The sequence below is a fragment of the Mycobacterium sp. genome (assembly GCF_025933915.1).
Lineage (GTDB): Bacteria > Actinomycetota > Actinomycetes > Mycobacteriales > Mycobacteriaceae > Mycobacterium.
Window position 1 is genome coordinate 1 of sequence record NZ_JAICZA010000097.1, and the last position, 17846, is coordinate 17846.

13 protein-coding genes and 1 pseudogene are annotated in these 17846 nt (G+C 67.4%); 7 read left to right on the forward strand and 7 right to left on the reverse strand.

Annotated elements, in window-relative coordinates; all coding sequences use genetic code 11:
- Nucleotides 1–162: 162 nt before the first annotated feature.
- A complete protein-coding gene (locus tag Q0W90_RS15925; RefSeq protein WP_297596224.1) occupies nt 163–1632 on the reverse strand; it encodes a PPE family protein in 1470 nt (489 codons plus the stop codon).
- A 201-nt stretch (nt 1633–1833) separates the two neighbouring features.
- A complete protein-coding gene (locus tag Q0W90_RS15930; RefSeq protein WP_297596235.1) occupies nt 1834–3015 on the reverse strand; it encodes a cupin domain-containing protein in 1182 nt (393 codons plus the stop codon).
- Between the two features lie 135 nt (nt 3016–3150).
- Between Q0W90_RS15930 and uvrC the strand changes: the two genes are divergently transcribed.
- From uvrC to Q0W90_RS15955, 5 genes are read left to right on the forward strand one after another with little or no spacing between them, the layout of a single operon-like run.
- Entirely contained in the window at nt 3151–5106 is a 1956-nt protein-coding gene (gene uvrC / locus Q0W90_RS15935; RefSeq protein ID WP_297699221.1) for an excinuclease ABC subunit UvrC, read from the forward strand.
- A complete protein-coding gene (gene rapZ / locus Q0W90_RS15940) occupies nt 5103–6023 on the forward strand; it encodes an RNase adapter RapZ (RefSeq protein ID WP_297596220.1) in 921 nt (306 codons plus the stop codon). The genes uvrC and rapZ overlap by 4 nt, the downstream gene beginning before the upstream one ends.
- Nucleotides 6024–6031: 8 nt before the next feature.
- Complete coding sequence (locus Q0W90_RS15945; protein ID WP_297596231.1) at nt 6032–7096, forward strand: YvcK family protein; 1065 nt, start codon at nt 6032–6034, stop codon at nt 7094–7096.
- Nucleotides 7093–8070, forward strand: a complete 978-nt coding sequence (gene whiA / locus Q0W90_RS15950) for a DNA-binding protein WhiA (protein WP_297596218.1) — start codon at nt 7093–7095, stop codon at nt 8068–8070. Before Q0W90_RS15945 ends, whiA begins: the two co-directional genes overlap by 4 nt.
- A 53-nt stretch (nt 8071–8123) precedes the next feature.
- Entirely contained in the window at nt 8124–9524 is a 1401-nt protein-coding gene (locus tag Q0W90_RS15955; protein ID WP_297596216.1) for a wax ester/triacylglycerol synthase family O-acyltransferase, read from the forward strand.
- Nucleotides 9525–9544: 20 nt separating this feature from the next.
- Here the strand turns inward: Q0W90_RS15955 and Q0W90_RS15960 are convergent.
- Nucleotides 9545–9850: pseudogene (locus tag Q0W90_RS15960) on the reverse strand (HNH endonuclease signature motif containing protein); the annotation flags it as partial.
- 76 nt (nt 9851–9926) lie between these two features.
- Here Q0W90_RS15960 and Q0W90_RS15965 point away from each other — a divergent pair.
- Nucleotides 9927–11000 (forward strand): hypothetical protein, encoded by a 1074-nt coding sequence (locus Q0W90_RS15965; protein ID WP_297596214.1) that lies wholly within the window; start codon nt 9927–9929, stop codon nt 10998–11000.
- Nucleotides 11001–11162: 162 nt separating this feature from the next.
- Here Q0W90_RS15965 and Q0W90_RS15970 read toward each other — a convergent pair whose 3' ends face one another.
- The 4 genes from Q0W90_RS15970 to Q0W90_RS15985 form a co-directional block, all read right to left on the reverse strand.
- Nucleotides 11163–12419 carry an HNH endonuclease signature motif containing protein gene (locus Q0W90_RS15970; RefSeq protein WP_297596212.1) on the reverse strand — a complete coding sequence of 419 codons (1257 nt, stop codon included), beginning with the start codon at nt 12417–12419 and terminating at the stop codon, nt 11163–11165.
- A 222-nt stretch (nt 12420–12641) separates the two neighbouring features.
- Nucleotides 12642–13913 carry an alpha/beta hydrolase gene (locus Q0W90_RS15975; protein WP_297701129.1) on the reverse strand — a complete coding sequence of 424 codons (1272 nt, stop codon included), beginning with the start codon at nt 13911–13913 and terminating at the stop codon, nt 12642–12644.
- Nucleotides 13913–15532 carry an acyl-CoA ligase FadD12 gene (gene fadD12, locus Q0W90_RS15980; RefSeq protein ID WP_297775202.1) on the reverse strand — a complete coding sequence of 540 codons (1620 nt, stop codon included), beginning with the start codon at nt 15530–15532 and terminating at the stop codon, nt 13913–13915. The genes Q0W90_RS15975 and fadD12 overlap by 1 nt, the downstream gene beginning before the upstream one ends.
- 3 nt (nt 15533–15535) lie before the next feature.
- Complete coding sequence (locus Q0W90_RS15985; RefSeq protein WP_297596206.1) at nt 15536–16345, reverse strand: lysophospholipid acyltransferase family protein; 810 nt, start codon at nt 16343–16345, stop codon at nt 15536–15538.
- A 196-nt stretch (nt 16346–16541) separates the two neighbouring features.
- On the opposite strand from Q0W90_RS15985, the gene Q0W90_RS15990 reads away from it, so the two are divergent.
- On the forward strand, nt 16542–17846 hold a 1305-nt coding region (locus Q0W90_RS15990; protein WP_297701135.1), incomplete at its 3' end, for a DUF3556 domain-containing protein.

A 17846-nucleotide genomic window follows, 5' to 3' on the forward strand; every position in this document is an offset into this window, starting at 1 on the left:
ACGCCAACGCCAGGCCGCCGACGGTGACGGCCAGTTTGGCCCACGAACGCTTCATCATTTACGGACTCCCTCCATTGCTGTGCCCCCCACTCTAACGTTGAGTTAGAAGCTTGGTAGCCAGAACGGAGGCCGCCCAAACCGTCGGCAACGCGCGCGGGGCACTCAGGGGGCGTCCACCCGTCCTGCTTCCGGACCCTCGTTTTCCGGCCCCCAGCTGCTCGGAAGCAGCGGCATTCGGGGTCCGTCGTCCAGGGAATCGCCGCCGACTGTGGTCAACCCCACTGGAGCGGCATCCGCCCCGTGGGCGGTGCCGGCGAACCCCAGGGGCCCCGCGCCCCGGTCCGAGGCCGTCACCTGCGTTTTGCCGGCCGGATCCGCGTCCGAGTCCGCATCGAGGTATTCGTAGCGGCGCCCAGGGTCGATCAGGCCCGGTCGTTGGCGCCGACGGCGGTTGGCCTGCTCTCGCCGGGCCGGTGCGGCCGCTGCCGCGACAGCGGCGGGCTCGAACGACTTCTGTTCGGCCCGCGAGCCGGCGCGGATGTCCGCGCCGGCCCCGATGCCCGGCGGCCCGACGACGTACGGGTAACTGAAACCGGGGACGCCGGCCGCGGGCGTCGGCGCGGGCGCCGCGATCGATGCCGGGGCCGCCGCCGGTGCGGGCGCGGGCGCCGGGGCCGGTGCCGGGGTTGCGGCGGGTGCGCTCAGACCGGGGGCCATCGCGACGGGCGCTCCCGGGTGGGACGGAGCCGGCGCGACCGCCATGCCGGGCAGCGCGGGTGCGGGCTGGGCGACGCCGGCCAACCCCGCCAGCCCCGCCAGGCCGGCCGCCCCCGCGACGGGAATGAAGGGGGCGATCAGGCCCACCGAGAGCTGCGACAATTGCGGCACTTGGGGAATGAAGGTGTAGAGCGACTCGCCCGCCCAGTGCGGAACCTTGAGGAGTAGTGGGTCGGTCAGCAGGCTGTGGATGGTCGTAGACGGGTTGGATCCAGAGCTCAGGTCCGTGTTGAGTTCTTGGGCAACCATTTGCACGCGATCTACCCACCAGTTCAGCTGATCTGCCCCCCCGCCCGCATCTTGGTTGGGGGGGTTGGCCAGCTGGATCGGCGGGGGTGGCGCGGTGGGCGGGACCCACGTCATCGCGGTCTGGGACACCGCTTCATACATCGCCATCGCGGTGGCCGCCCGCAGCCACATCTGCAAATAGTCGAACTCGTTTTGCGCGATCGGAATCGTATTGACACCAAGGAAATTCGTCGCTATCAGTGAAGCGTTCAGGGCTTTGTTGGCTGCTATCTCCGCCAGCGTCGGCATGGCCGCCAACGCGGCCTGGTAGGCCGCGATCACGGTGTCGTGCTCGAGGGCCGCCGCCGTGGCGTTGGCGCTGTTCTGTAAGAGCCAGGCCAGGTACGGCACGTGCGCGGCCACGAAGGCCTCCGCGGTAGGGCCCTGCCACGTCCCGGCCTGCACCTCCGCCAACAAGTCGCTGAGTTCGGTGGCCGCCGTATCGTATTCGGCGCTCAACGCCAGCCAGGCCGCCTCCGAGTTCAGTAACGATGCGGGCCCCGGGCCGGTGGAGAGCGCCGCCGAATTCACTTCCGGCGGGAATGCGGCCCAGATCGGCATCGTCATCGTTGGCCACCCTCGTAGTTGCGAAACTGCGATCTCGTTCGAAGGCTCCGACGCCGATATCGCGTGGTGCCAGGTCAACTGACGCATCGATACGGGCAGCGGCGATGCGGACAATAATCCGCATGTAGTGGAGTTTACCCCGAAACAAACCGTAAATACGGAGCTGATTCCCGGCTTTCACCGGAAATGCGAAGCTAATTGTCAGCTATTGGACAGCCGGGCGAGGAACCCGTTCAGGAGCAGCGTCTGCACCAGCCCGGCCTGCTGCGGGGCGCTGAGCCCAGGCAGTTCGCCGACCCGAAACGGCTCGGTCCTCGAGGCGAGGAACCGCATCGCGGCTTCGTGGTCGGGGCCGGCATTCACCGACAATTGAGCGAAGTGCAGGACGACCCGATCGGCGACGCGCGTCACCCGCGCGTAGAGCGGTTCGTGCTTGCGCACCAGCGTCTGCGCGTCGACCCCGACCGTGTCGCTGACACTTCCGACCGGTGGGCAGCGACCGCGCCGGACCAAGACGTCCTCCAACGCGCCGAGACCGTCCGCAACGACCCCCGGTTCCTCGACCGTGCGCAGCGCGTCGCGCACCAGGTCGCCCAGGCCGGCGCGGACGCCCGCGTCGTCCAGGTGCCGCGGCGACAACCGGGTGTGCAACCCGGGATCCCGCAGGCTCAGCGCGTAGAGCGCGTGCGTGATCAGCGTCAGCACGGTGGGCGCGTGCAGCCCGATCGTCAAATGGACGGACGGCTCCGAGCGGGTTTGGGCCGAATGCACTTGGCCGCGTGGCAGATACAGCACATCTCCGGCGCGCAGGCGCACGTCGGTCGCCGACGTCAGTCCGTCGGTCCCGACCCCCTTGCGGCTCTGGATCTCGTGTGCTGGCACGGGGGCATCGGTGGACACATGCCACGTCTTGGACCCCTGGATCTGCAGGACCAGCACGTCGTGCGGGTCGTAGTGGGGGACAAAGCCCGTGGAGTCCGGCGGCGTGACGTAGGCGTTGACCCGCGTCGGAAAGTTCAGCTCGACCTCGAGCGAATGCGACAGCGCGGCCACCGTACGCAGGTACCGCTCGAGACCGTTGAGCACGATGGTGTACCCGTTCGCCAGGCCGTCGCGGGCGAGGTCCGGGTCGAGACTGCCGTCGCTGCGGCGGTAGCCGGCGGGATCCTTGTCCTGGCCGCCCCTTACCAGGCGCACGGCCGACGGCTCTGGCCGCACATGCTCGAGCAGTTCGTCGACGGTCGAGGGCCCGGGCAGCAGGCGGTCGAAATAGCCCGGATCGCGCCGCTGGATGTGGTGGTACCTGGTCGCCCAGATCTCGTCGAGGAACGTGTCGACCGGCAGAGGCTGCAGCAACCAGGCGAGCGACGGCTCGACGGCCAAATCTCCTCCCAACCCTCCCAACCCTTTCCAACCTCTGCAAACGTTCGCGGGCGACCGGTAGGGACCACAGTAGACCGGCACCCCCACGCGCCCCGCCCTTCTCGGCACGTCGTCCGCGGCTACTAGCCTGGATCTGTGCCAGATCCCGCCACATATCGCCCCGCGCCCGGGTCCATCCCGGTCGAGCCGGGCGTCTACCGATTCCGGGATCCGCATGGCCGGGTCATCTACGTCGGCAAGGCCAAGAGCCTGCGGAGCCGGCTGACGTCCTACTTCGCCGATGTCGCCGGCCTGCATCCGCGGACGCGGCAGATGGTGACCACCGCGGCCAAGGTCGAGTGGACGGTGGTCAACACCGAAGTCGAGGCGTTGCAGCTCGAATACAACTGGATCAAAGAGTTCGACCCGCGCTTCAACGTCCGCTATCGCGACGACAAGTCGTATCCGGTGCTGGCGGTCACCCTCAACGAGGAGTTCCCGCGGCTGATGGTCTATCGCGGACCGCGCCGCAAGGGGGTGCGCTACTTCGGGCCCTACTCGCACGCGTGGGCCATCCGGGAGACGCTGGATCTGCTCACTCGGGTGTTTCCGGCGCGCACCTGTTCGGCGGGAGTGTTCAAGCGGCACAAGCAGATCGACCGTCCTTGCCTGCTGGGCTACATCGACAAATGCGCGGCGCCCTGCGTCGGCAGGGTCAGCGCCGAACAGCATCGCCAGATCGTGGACGATTTCTGCGACTTCCTGTCCGGCAAGACCGACCGATTCGCCCGCGAGCTGGAACAGCAGATGAACGCCGCGGCCGAGCGGCTCGATTTCGAGCGGGCCGCGCGACTGCGCGACGACCTCGGCGCGTTGAAGAGGGCGATGGAAAAGCAGGCCGTGGTGCTCGGTGACGGCACCGACGCCGACGTGGTGGCCTTCGCCGACGACGATCTCGAGGCCGCGGTGCAGGTGTTCCACGTGCGCGGTGGCCGGGTCCGCGGTCAGCGCGGCTGGATCGTCGAAAAGTCCGCCGACCCCGGCGATTCCGGCGAGGAGCAGTTGGTCGAGCAGTTCTTGACACAGTTCTACGGCGAGCAGGCCGAATTGGGAGGCGCCGCAGACGAATCGGTGAACCCCGTGCCGCGCGAGGTGCTGGTGCCGTGCCTGCCCTCCAATGCCGACGAGCTGACGAGTTGGTTGTCCGGCCTGCGCGGATCGCGGGTGGCGTTGCGGGTGCCGCGGCGCGGCGACAAACGGGCGCTGGCCGAAACCGTGCAGCGCAACGCGAAAGAAGCACTGCAGCAACACAAGCTGAGGCGGGCCGGTGACTTCAACGCCAGATCCGCTGCCCTGCAGAACATTCAGGAAGCCCTCGGTCTGTCCGAGGCACCACTGCGTATCGAATGTGTGGATATCAGCCACGTGCAGGGCACCGACGTGGTGGGCTCCCTGGTGGTGTTCGAGGACGGCCTGCCGCGCAAATCGGACTACCGTCACTTCGGGATCCGGGAAGCGGCCGGGCAGGGTCGCTCCGACGATGTCGCCTCCGTCGCCGAGGTGACCCGCCGCCGCTTCGCACGGCACCTGAGCGAACAAAACGACCCGAATATGCTTTCGCCGGAAGGAAAGTCTCGCCGCTTCGCCTATCCACCGAACCTGTACGTCGTCGACGGCGGCGCGCCGCAAGTCAACGCGGCCAGCGCGGCGCTCGAGGCACTCGGCGTCACCGATGTCGCGGTGATCGGTCTGGCCAAACGGCTGGAAGAGGTGTGGGTCCCCTCGGAACCCGACCCCGTCATCATGCCGCGTAACAGCGAGGGGCTTTACCTGCTGCAACGTGTCCGCGACGAGGCGCACCGGTTCGCGATCACCTACCATCGCAGCAAGCGATCCAAGCGAATGACGGCATCGGTGCTGGATTCGGTGCCAGGATTGGGCGAACATCGCCGTAAGGCATTGGTAAGCCATTTCGGATCGATTGCCCGCCTCAAGGAGGCCACCGTCGACCAGATCACCGCCGTTCCCGGCATCGGTGTCGCCACCGCCACCGCCGTCCTGGAGGCGCTGCGGCCCGAGCAGACCCCCGATGAGTCCAGGGCCGGGCAATGACGGGCCCCGGGGAGTTGGCGGGGGGTCGCTCGATGGAGGCCCCGGCGGGCATCGACGTCGTTCTGGTCACCGGGTTATCCGGTGCCGGGCGGGGTACCGCTGCCAAGGTGCTCGAGGACCTCGGTTGGTATGTGGCCGACAACCTGCCGCCGCAGCTGATCACCCGGATGGTCGATCTCGGCATGGACGCGGGGTCGCGGATCACCCAGCTGGCGGTGGTGATGGACGTGCGGTCGCGCGGCTTCACCGGTGATCTGGACTCGGTGCGCACCGAGCTGGCGACCCGAAACATCGCCCCGCGGGTGGTGTTCATGGAAGCATCCGACGACATGTTGGTGCGTCGCTACGAGCAGAATCGCCGCAGCCATCCGTTGCAGGGCGATCAGACGCTGGCCGAGGGCATTGCCGCCGAACGCCGGATGCTGGCTTCCGTTCGCGCCACCGCCGATCTGATCATCGACACGTCGACGCTGTCGGTGCGTGGCTTACGCGAGACCATCGAGCGGGCGTTCGGCGGTGACGCCAGCGCGACCATCAGCGTCACGGTCGAATCGTTCGGCTTCAAGTACGGCCTGCCGATGGACGCCGACATGGTGATGGACGTGCGATTCCTGCCGAACCCGCACTGGGTCGACGAATTGCGCCCGCGCACCGGGCAGGACCCCGCGGTGCGGGATTACGTGTTGAGCCAGCCCGGCGCGGCCGAGTTCCTCGACGCCTACCATCGACTGCTGTCTCTGGTCGTCGACGGCTACCGCAGGGAGGGCAAGCGCTACATGACGGTCGCCATCGGCTGCACGGGCGGCAAGCATCGCAGTGTCGCGATCGCCGAGCAACTGATGCAGTTGCTGAACGCCCAGAAGGGTGCAGACCAGCTGTCGGTGCGGGTGCTGCACCGGGATCTGGGCCGCGAATGAGCGAGCCGATCAACCGGGGCATCGTCGCACTCGGCGGCGGACATGGCCTGTATGCGACGTTGTCGGCGGCGCGCCGGCTCACCCCGTACGTCACCGCCGTGGTGACCGTCGCCGACGACGGTGGGTCTTCCGGCCGGCTGCGTAGCGAACTCGACGTGGTGCCGCCGGGTGATCTGCGAATGGCCTTGGCCGCCTTGGCATCTGACAGTCCGCATGGGCGACTGTGGGCGACCATCCTGCAGCACCGGTTCGGCGGCAGTGGCGCCCTGGCCGGGCATCCGATCGGCAACCTGATGCTGGCCGGCCTGTCCGAGGTGCTGGCCGATCCGGTGGCCGCCCTCGACGAGCTGGGCCGCATCCTCGGCGTCAAGGGCAGGGTGCTGCCGATGTGCCCGATCGCGCTGCAGATCGAGGCCGACGTGTCCGGTCTGGAAGGCGACCCGCGGATGTTCCGGGTGATCCGCGGCCAGGTGGCGATCGCGACCACCCCGGGCAAGGTGCGACGGGTGCGGCTGCTGCCCGACAACCCCCCGGCGACAAGGCAGGCCGTCGACGCCATCATGGCCGCCGACCTGGTGGTGCTGGGCCCCGGGTCGTGGTTCACCAGCGTGATCCCGCATGTGCTGGTGCCCGAGCTGGCGGCGGCGCTGCGGGCGTCCACCGCCCGGCGTGCGCTGGTGCTCAATCTGGTGGCCGAGCCGGGGGAGACGGCCGGCTTCTCCGTCGAACGTCATCTGCACGTGCTGGCCCAGCACGCACCGGAATTCACCGTGCACGACATCATCATCGACGCCGGCCGGGTGCCGAGTGAGCGAGAACGCGAGCAACTGCGCCGCACCGCCACACTGCTACATGCCGAGGTCCACTTCGCCGACGTGGCCCGACCTGGTACACCTTTACATGATCCAGGCAAGCTCGCGGCGGCCCTGGACGGGGTCCGGGCGGCCCACAAGGCTCCGGAAGCGGCTCCGGTCACGGCCACCGCGGATATTCGGGTCGACGGCGCAAGCCCACCAACAGGTGGGAATGGACCCGCCGGCAGCGGACCAAGGGGTGACAACTCGTGGCGATGACGACCGAAGTCAAGGACGAACTCAGCCGCCTGGTCGTGAAGTCGGTCAGCGCCCGCCGCGCGGAAGTCACGTCACTGCTGCGGTTCGCCGGCGGACTGCACATCGTCGGCGGTCGCGTCGTGGTGGAGGCCGAGGTGGATCTGGGCAACGTCGCGCGGCGGCTGCGCAAAGACATTTTCGAGCTTTACGGATACCCCGCCGTCGTACATGTATTGTCCGCCAGCGGGATTCGCAAGAGCACCCGATACGTGCTGCGGGTGGCCAACGATGGCGAGGCGCTGGCCCGCCAGACCGGCCTGCTCGACAACCGCGGCCGCCCGGTGCGCGGGCTGCCCGCCCAGGTGGTGGGCGGCAGTGTCGGTGACGCCGAAGCCGCGTGGCGGGGAGCCTTCCTGGCGCACGGGTCGCTGACCGAGCCGGGGCGGTCCTCGGCATTGGAAGTCAGCTGCCCCGGCCCGGAGGCGGCGCTGGCGTTGGTCGGCGCGGCGCGCCGGCTGGGGGTCAGCGCGAAGGCCCGCGAGGTGCGTGGCGCCGACCGGGTGGTGGTTCGCGACGGCGAGGCGATCGGCGCGTTGCTGACCCGGATGGGCGCCCAGGACACCCGGCTGGTGTGGGAGGAGCGCCGGATGCGCCGCGAGGTGCGGGCGACGGCCAACCGGCTCGCCAATTTCGACGACGCCAACCTGCGCCGCTCGGCGCGGGCGGCGGTCGCGGCCGCCGCCCGGGTGGAGCGGGCGCTGGAGATCCTCAGCGACACCGTCCCCGACCATTTGGCCTCGGCCGGCAAGCTGCGCGTCGAGCACCGGCAGGCGTCGCTGGAGGAGCTCGGCCGGCTCGCCGACCCGCCGATGACGAAAGATGCTGTGGCCGGCCGTATTCGGCGGCTGTTGTCGATGGCCGACCGCAAGGCGAAGGTCGAGGGCATCCCCGACACGGAGTCGGCGGTGACGCCGGATCTGCTAGAGGACGCCTGACCAACCAGCGAATTTGCTGGGTGCGACGGGTCGGGGAGGGCTACGGTCGGGGAATGAAACGGCTTTCGAGCGTCGATGCGGCGTTTTGGTCGGCCGAAACCGCGGGCTGGCACATGCATGTGGGCGCGCTCGCGATTTGCGACCCGACGGACGCGCCGGAGTACAGCTTTCAGCGACTGCGCGAGCTGATCATCGAGCGGCTGCCGGAGCTGCCGCAGCTGCGGTGGCGGGTCACCGGGGCGCCACTCGGCCTGGACCGGCCGTGGTTCGTCGAGGACGAGGACCTGGACCCCGACTTCCACATCCGGCGCATCGCTGTCCCGGCGCCTGGCGGCCGGCGCGAACTCGAGGAACTGGTAGGGCGGTTGATGTCCTACAAGCTGGACCGTGCCCGGCCGCTGTGGGAGATGTGGGTGATCGAGGGTGTCGAGGGCGACCGGATCGCGTCGCTGACCAAGATGCACCACGCCATCGTCGACGGCGTCTCGGGCGCCGGCCTAGGTGAAATTCTCTTGGACATCACGCCGGAACCGCGGCCGCCGCAACAGGAAACGGTGGGATCGCTGGTGGGATCGCAGATTCCGGGCATCGAGCGGCGGGCGGTGGGCGCGCTCATCAACGTCGGCGTCAAGACGCCGTTCCGCGTCGCGCGGCTGGTGGAGCAGACCGTGCGTCAACAGATCGCCGCGTTGGGTGTGAGCAGCAAGCCATCGCGGTACTTCGATGCGCCCAAAACCCGCTTCAATGCATCGGTATCGCCGCACCGGCGCATCACCGGCTGCCGCGTCGAACTGGCCCGCGCCAAGGTCATCAAGGACGCCTACGGCGTCAAGCTCAACGACGTCGTGCTGGCGCTGGTGGCCGGGGCCGCCCGCGACTACCTACTCAAACGTGGTGAGCTGCCCGCCAAACCGCTCATCGCGCAGATCCCCGTGTCGACGCGCACCGACGAGAACAAGGACGACGTCGGCAACAAGGTGGGCTCGATGACCGTCTCGTTGGCCACCCATATCGAAGACCCCGGGGAGCGGCTGCAGGCCATCCACCAGAGCACCCAGAACGCCAAGCTGATGGCCAAAGCGCTGTCGGCGCATCAGATCATGGGACTGACCGAGACCACGCCGCCCGGCTTGCTGCAGCTGGCCGCGCGGGCTTACACCGCCAGTGGTTTGTCGCGAAACCTGGCCCCTATCAACCTGGTCGTCTCCAACGTGCCCGGCCCGCCGTTCCCGCTGTACATGGCCGGCGCCAAATTGGACTCGCTGGTGCCGCTGGGGCCGCCCGTGATGGACGTCGCGCTGAACATCACCTGCTTCTCCTACCAGGACTACCTGGACTTCGGTTTCGTGACGACGCCCGAGGTGGCCAACGACATCGACGACATGGCCGATCGGATCGAGCCGGCGTTGACCGACCTCGAGAAGGCCGCCGCGCGGGAGAACAGCTCCAGCTAGGCCTGCAGGCGATCTCGCGACTATGGGTCCTCGTCGTCGTCTCCGTCGCGTAGTAGCTTCTCGGGGTGGTGGAAGGTGTTGGTGCGGGGTTGTCCACGGTCGAACTGTGGTGGGGGTTTCCATTCGGTGTGGCCTTTGGCGTTTTTCGTGGTGGTCCAGCCGCCGGGTTTGAGTAGTCGGTGGTGGGTGCCGCAGGCGTAGGTGAGGTCGTTGATGTCGGTGGTGTGGCAGGTGGCGTAGTCGGTGACGTGGTGGACTTCGCTGTAGTAGCCCTTGATGTCGCGGCCCGGTGCGGCGCAGCCACGATCCTTGGTGAAAACACCGAGGTGATGCACTGCTGGCGATGTACTCGGGGACGTTTCACTTCCGCTATTAGGGTGCGGGGACCACTACGGTGGTCGCGTGCCAACATTGAACCGACCCCGCGAGTCCACCGTTCGACGGCTCTACGCCCTGTCGATGAACCGCTGCGCCTACCTGGACTGTCCTACGCAAATCGTGACGCCTGAAACCGGAGCAATAGTCGGCGAAGTTTGCCACATCCGTTCCCAGAGTGTCGGCGGCCCAAGGTACCTCGCATCGCAGACCGACGAGGAACGGCACGGCTTCGAGAACCTCATTCTGATGTGCGGAAACCACCACAAGGAGATCGATACCCCCGCGAATCTCGCGATCTACACCGAAGAATGGTTGTTCGACACCAAACGTACCCACGAAGAGAAAGCACGCGAGTTAGGCGAAATCACTGCTCCGACCGCTGCCATCCAGGCCTTGGTGTGGACCGTCGCGGTTTACGAAGCGGGATCGACTCACATGGATTTCCGAAACGCCACCTTCAAAGTCGGTGGCGAAGGAGGCCAAGGGCCAGGTAGTGCTGGTGGTTCAGGTGGTGTATTGACGATTGTGGGTATCGCCAGCCTGCCGCGTGAGATCGCACAACAAATGACAATCGACCTTGCGGGCGGGCATGGGGAGGAGCCTGGGGCTGGCGGGGGCGGCGGAGGGGTACTCGCGTTCGAGGGCCGACCAGTGACCGAAGCCGACATAGCAGATGGCCTCCAAGTGCCACTGTTTTTCCCTGCCAATAGTATCCAGGTCGCGGACAACATGTGGAATGTCTTAGGGGCTGGCTGGGAGTACTTCTGGGTGCCTCAATTCCCCTGCAGCACATACATCAATCTCGCATTCCTGGTGGAGTTTGGATCGGTTGATCCGAATGTCTTGCTCGGATTTGAGTTCTCCCTAAAGGACCCGGTGGGAAACGAACATATCCTGGGCATCGCTGACTCCGCCGTCCCGGAAGCACAAGGGATGATCAGCCGACGGTGCGAAACAGCTTCCTTTCCAGCCGGTTTCACGGAGCCAGGGTTGTACGAACTGAGCATGCATTCTGGAGTCATTCGCTTCGCGCGATACACGTTCGAGGTCAAGCTCCGCTCCCGCGACGCGCATGCATCCCGGCTTGGTTCACCTTAGTGCGCATGTCGGCGCGGATCGCAGTCGAGGTGTCGCGGAGGTGGTCGGGTAGCGGGTCGGCGGTGCGGGTTTGCATGTCGGCCCCGATGCCCACGACGCGGTGGGCGGCCGGGTAGTGTGAACAAGATTACTTATACCCCAACGTATTTGAGCTTCGACATGCTAGTTGGTTGTCGGTGGTGGTTGGGGTTGGAAGGGGTCATACCACCACCAGTCGGCGCGTTCGCCGGTAGGTCCTGGGCAGGGTGCTACCGCGGGCGGGGGTTGGGTGGGTGGGCGTGCCAGCGATCCCGGGCTCAGTAATCGGCCGTCCTGGTCGGTGACGGTGAGAGCGTCGGCGGGTCCGGTGATGGTGATCTCGCCCCGGTGGTGCAACCGGTGGTGATAGGGGCAGACCAAGACCAGGTTGGACAGCTCGGTGGGTCCGCCGTCTTCCCAGTGCCGGAGGTGGTGAGCATGCAGACCTCGGGTGGCCCCACAGCCAGGAACCGCGCACGTGCGGTCGCGGTGTTCGAGGGCGCGGCGCAGCCGCCGGCTGATCATCCGGGTGGCCCGGCCGGCGCCGATGGGCTCGCCGTGGCGTTCGAACCAGACCTCAGCGGTGGCATCACAGGTCAGGTATTGGCGTTCGGCGTCGGTGAGCAGCGGACCCAGATGCAGTGCCGCGGCGCGCTGGGCAACGTCGAAGTGCATCACCACGGTGGTGTGCTGCCCGTGGGGGCGGCGGGTGGCCTCGGCGTCCCATCCCGCCTCGACCAGGCGCATAAACGCGTCGGCGGTGCTCGGCAATGGCGGCCGCTGGTCTGAAGCGCCGCCGCCGTTACCGTGATCGCGTTTCCACTCGGCGAGCAGCGCATCACGATGAGACGCCAACGCCGCGTCGAACTTCGCCGCATCGTGGTGCGGAAGTTTGATCCGGTAACAGCTGCCCGCCTCGTTGCTGGTCGTGGTGATCGAACGCTCGGGCCCAGGCTCGGGGCGAGGTTGGGGTTGCGGTCGCGGTTCCAGCTTGACCGCGGTGCGCAGCTGATTGACCGTCGCGACCGCGGCGAGTTGCGCGTAATGCTCATCGGATCCCTCGCCTGCGTGTGCGGCGATCACCCCGACCTGATCGGCCGACAGCCGACCCTCGCGCATGCCGGCGGCGCAGCGGGGAAACTCCTCCAGCCGGCCAGCGATCGTCGTGATGGTGTGGGCATTGCCCGAGGAGCAGCCCAGCTTCCAGGCCACCAACGCCGGCACCGACCGCGCACCTGTGACGCCGCACAATTGGTCGCGATCGATCTCGGCGACGATCTGCACGATGCGCCCATCAATCGCGTTGCGCTGACCACTCAACTCCGCCAACTCCTCGAACAACACCCCAAGACGGTCGCTCGCAGTCACCACCACGGCGTCAGCGGATGCGGTCAAAGACATAACGACATCATGGCAGCCGGGTACGACAAGTTCCGGCCGTCGATCCGCGCCGGTGCTCGACCGCCCAAACCGCGGCTATCAATCCCGCGCTGCGCGCCGCCCGTGGCGGCGGCCCCGACACCGCCGCCGGTGTGTGACCCCTGAAACCACAGTGACACACGGGATCTCGCTATACGGTTTCAATATCCGAAATCTTCTTCCGCGAGAGGCGGGGGAGGCCCCTCAGTCGCGCTCGGGCGGTTTCGTCGCGTACACCCACGACAAGAACCGCGCCACGGCCTCGGCGGAGCGGTGCGCCCGCGGGGAACTGAAGATGTCGAAAGCGTGTTGGGCGTGCGGTAATTCGGCGTAGGCGACCGGAGACTTGGACACCGCGCGCAGCTCCTCGACGAAGTCCTGTGCCTCGCCCACCGGGATGAGGGAATCGTCGTGGCCGTGCAGAACGAAGAAGGGCGGTGCGTCGGCGCGCAGCCGCCGGATCGGCGATGCGTCGACGTAGATGTCGCGGTGGGCGCCGAATCTCCGTTTGACAACGAACTTCTGGAGCAAATCCACGAATTCGCGCCGGCCCTCACCCTCGGTGGAGAACCAGTCGTAGCGCCCATACACCGGAACCGCGGCGACCACCGACGTGTCGGCGTCCTCGAAGCCCGGCTGGAACGTCGGGTCGTTGGGGGTCAGCGCCGCCAGCGAACACAGATGGCCGCCGGCCGACCCGCCGGTGATCGCCACGAAGTTCGGATCCCCGCCGTAGTGGGAGATGTTCTCCTTGACCCAGGCCAACGCGCGTTTGACGTCGACGATGTGGTCGGGCCAGGTGTGCCGCGGTGAAACCCGGTAGCCGACGGAGACACACACCCAGCCGCGCGCGGCCAGGTGGCTCATCAGCGGGTAGGCCTGGGGCCGGCGCATGCCGATCACCCATGCGCCGCCGGGCACCTGCACCAGCACCGGCGCCTTGCCGTCGCGCGGGAGGTCGTGGCGGCGCCAGATGTCGGCCAGGTTGGCGCGGCCGTGCGGACCGTAGGACACCACGTTCGTCTTCTCGACATAGCGGCGCCGCGCCACCGTATTACCCAGCGGCAGGGTGCGACGTCCGCTGCGGGTGGGCTTGGTCTGGGGCAGCGAGTTGAGCGCCTCTTCGTAGTCGTCGCCGAGTTGGTCGCGCAACCCCGCCTCCAGCACCGGGCCGGGGGTGGTGACACCCCGGTACTTGATCACGCCCAGGATGGCCCAGGACGCCGCCGTCAGGGCCAGCGCCGCCTTCCCGCGCCGTCCCGCGAAGTCGCCGCGGCGGCCCCGCCGCAGCGCATCGACCAGCGAAGCGGAGAAGTACACGCCCGGCACCTCGGAGGCCGGCCAGCCGAACCAGAACACCAGCACCGTGCTGTAGCCCTTGCGGGCCAGCGGGCGTAATCCGTTGGCGGCGTTGGCCAATTCCAGCGCGGCGCGCGCCAGCGGCCGTGGCCTTCTGATCGCCCGGGTGAGCCGCATCAGCCGTCGACCCGTGCTCGCAGGTCCGCGCGCAGGATCTTGCCGGTGCTGCCGCGCGGAAGTTCGTCGAGGACGGTGATCTCGCGGGGCACCTTGTAGTTGGCCAGGTTCTCCCGCACGTGCTGCTTGAGAATGTCGGGGGTAGCCCCAGCGCCGGCCTCCAGCACCACGAACGCCGCCAGCCGCTGCCCGTATTGTTCGTCGTCCACGCCGATCACCGCTGCCTCCGCCACGTCGGGATGTTCCGCCAGCGTCTTCTCCACCTCGATCGGGTAGACGTTCTCGCCGCCGGACACGATCATCTCGTCGTCACGGCCGACCACGAACAACCGCCCCGCGGAGTCCAGATACCCGACGTCGCCCGACGACATGAATCCGGCATGAAAGTCCTTACTGGTGCCCGAGGTGTAGCCGTCGAACTGGGTGTTGTTGCGCACGTAGATGCCGCCGACCTCGCCGGCGGGCAGCTCGTTGAAATCCGGGTCCAGGATGCGGATTTCGGTGCCGCCCGCGGGCCGCCCCGCCGTGTCGGGCGCGGCGCGCAGGTCGGCCGGGGTGGCGGTGGCGATCATGCCCGCCTCGGTGGCGTTGTAGTTGTTGTAGATCACGTCACCGAACGCGTCCATGAACGCGGTGACGACGTCGGGTCGCATCCGCGAACCGGATGCCGCGGCGAACCGCAGGGACCGGCCGCTGTAGCGGCGCCGCACCTCGGGGGGCAGGTCCATGATCCGGTCGAACATCACCGGCACCACCACCAGGCCGGTCGCGCGGTGCCGGTCGATCAGGTCCAGCGTGGCCTCCGGGTCGAATTTGCGCCGGGTGATCACCGGGCAGGCGAACGACGCGGCGAGCAGCAGTTGGGAAAAGCCCCAGGCGTGGAACATCGGCGCCACGATCACGATGGGTTCCTCGGCCCGCCACGGTGTGCGGTCCAGGATCGCCTTCAGCGTGCCGATTCCCGCGTTGCCGCCAGACTGCTTGGCGCCCTTGGGAGTTCCGGTGGTGCCGGAGGTGAGCAGAATCATCTTGCCCTTGCGCCCGGTGCGTTTCGGTTGCGCCCCGGTGTGGGCGGCGATCAGCCCCTCGACGCTGCGCTCATGCTCGGCGTCGGTCCACGCGACGATGCGGACCGCGTCGGGCGCGCCGGCCAGCGCGCGCTCCACCGTCGCGGTGAACTCCTCGTCGTAGATGACGGCGTCGACGCCTTCGCGGGTCACCACGTCGGCCAGCGCCGGCCCGGCGAACGACGTGTTGAGCAGCAAGATGTCCGAGCCGATCCGGTCGGCCGCCACCAGGGCCTCGACGAAACCGCGGTGATTGCGGCACATGATCCCGATCACCCGGGGCTGGCCGGACGGCAGCCCCTGCAGCGCCGCGGCAAGCGCGTTGCACCGCTCGTCGAGTGCTCGCCAGGTCAGGCCGCCGCGTTCGTCGATCAGGCCCGGTGAGTCCGGGCAACGCTGGGCGGCGCTGGCGAACCCCGACGTCATGCCCATGCCTTCGCGGCGCATGGCCGCGGCGATCCGCACATAGCGATCCGGGCGCATGGGCGCGATCAGGCCGGCGCGGCGCATGGTGCCGATCAGACCGAGGGTCTCGCTGAAAGGATTTGGCATGACTCAGCCGAGAATTGGGAACCGGCGCTTGGCGGCGAGCTCGGTCAGGGCTTCCTGCATCACCGACCGCACGTACTCGTCGACCTCGTCGATGTCGGGGTCCTCGCCGAACCGCTTGGCGATGTCGATCGGTTCCAGCACCCGGGTCACGATCTTGGTGGGCAGTGGCAGATTCGGCGGGATGACGGCACTCAGGCCGAAGGGGAAGCCGAACGACAACGGCAGAATGGCGCTGCGCAGCAAGCGCTTGATTCCCAGCCGCTCGGCCAGCCAGGTGCCGCGGGTCAGGTAGAGCTGGGTCTCCTGCCCCCCGATCGACACCGCCGGCACGATCGGCACGCCGGCGTCGATGGCGGTGCGGATGTACCCCTTGCGGCCGTTGAAGTCGATGACGTTCTCCGACAGGGTGGGCCGGTAGGCGTCGTAGTCGCCGCCGGGGAACACGATGACGACGCCGCCGGATCGCAGCGCGACGGCCGCGTTCTCCCGGTTCGCCCGGATGTATCCGGTGCGTCGGAACAGGTCCGCGGTGGGGCCGGTCATGAGGATGTCGTGGCTCAGCGTGTAGACCGGCCGGTCGTAGCCGAGCTTGTCGTAGAAGTGGGCGGTGAAGATCGGGACGTCCATGGGGAACATGCCGCCGGAGTGGTTACCGACGACCAGCGCTCCGCCGGGCGGGAACGAGTCCAGGCCGTGCACCTCCGACCGGAAGTAGGTCTTCAGGACCGGGCGCATCACCGCCATCAGGCGCTGGGTCAAGACGGGGTCGAATTTGCCGATGTCCCCATCGTCGGGGTTGTCGCTGTCGGTCACGTTCCTCCCTGAACGCTCGCGCGAGGCCACTTGGGGTTTGAGGGGCCGAGTCGAGTCCCTCGATGGTAGCGACCGGGGTGGCACCTCTGTCATGGTGTTTCGGCTTTTCGCCCGGCCTGTGGTGTGGTTCAGGCCTGGGCCCTGCCGATACATTCGATGGGCCAGCTGGTTTTTCCGACAGGAACGAGGCCGCCCCATGGGATTCATGTCACCGGAACTTCCGGATGTCGATCGCAGCACCTGGCACACGTTGCCCCGGGCCACCCGGCTGCAAGTCGTGACCCGGCACTGGGCGGAACACGGCTTCGGGACGCCGTATGCGGTGTATCTGCTGTACCTGCTCAAGATCGTCCTGTACATCGCCGCGCCCGCCGCGATCATCTCGCTCACCCCCGGTCTGGGCGGTCTGGGCCACATCGGTGACTGGTGGACGCAACCCATCGTCTACCAGAAGGTCGTCATCTTCACGTTGCTGTTCGAGGTCACGGGCCTCGGCTGCGGATCCGGGCCGCTGACCGGGCGGTTCATGCCGCCGATCGGAGGCATTCTTTACTGGTTGCGGCCCAACACGATTCGGCTACCGGCCTGGCCCGACAAGGTTCCGCTCACCCGTGGTGACACCCGCACCGCCGTCGATGTCGCGCTGTATGCCATCGTTCTGATCGGCGGGGTGTGGGCGCTGCTGTCGCCCGGTCACGGCGGGCCGGTCACCACCGCCGGCGATGTCGGCCTGATCGATCCCGTCCGGGTCATCCCGACGATCGTGGCGCTGGCCCTGTTGGGTCTCCGTGACAAGACGGTCTTTTTGGCCGCCCGCGGTGAGCACTATTGGCTGAAGCTGTTCGTGTTCTTCTTCCCGTTCACCGATCAGATCGCGGCCTTCAAGCTCATCATGCTCTGCTTGTGGTGGGGCGCAGCGGTTTCCAAGCTCAACCACCATTTCCCCTACGTGGTGGCGGTGATGACGAGCAACAACGCGCTGCTGCGAGGCCGGCTGTTCAATCCGCTGAAGCACCTGCTCTACCTCGACCATGTCAACGACCTACGGCCGTCCCTGGTGCCCAAGCTGATGGCCCACGTTGGCGGCACCACAGCGGAATTCGTGGTGCCGACGGTTTTGGTCTTCTTTGCCGGCGATCAGCCGTGGCGGTGGTTCCTGATCGGGTTCATGGTGCTGTTCCATCTCAACATCATTTCCAACCTCCCGATGGGGGTCCCCCTGGAGTGGAACGTGTTCTTCATCTTCTCGCTGTTCTATCTGTTCGGGCACTACGGCGCGGTCCGGGCCATCGATCTTCACTCGCCGGTGCTGCTGGCCCTCGTGATCCTCGCGGTGGCGGTGGTCATCGTGGGAAACATGTTCCCCGAGAAGATTTCGTTCCTTCCGGCAATGCGGTACTACGCCGGCAACTGGGCCACCAGTGTGTGGTGCTTCCGTGCGGGCGCCGAGGAAAGGATCGACGCCGACATCGTGAAGAGCTCTGCGCTCGTCGTCAATCAG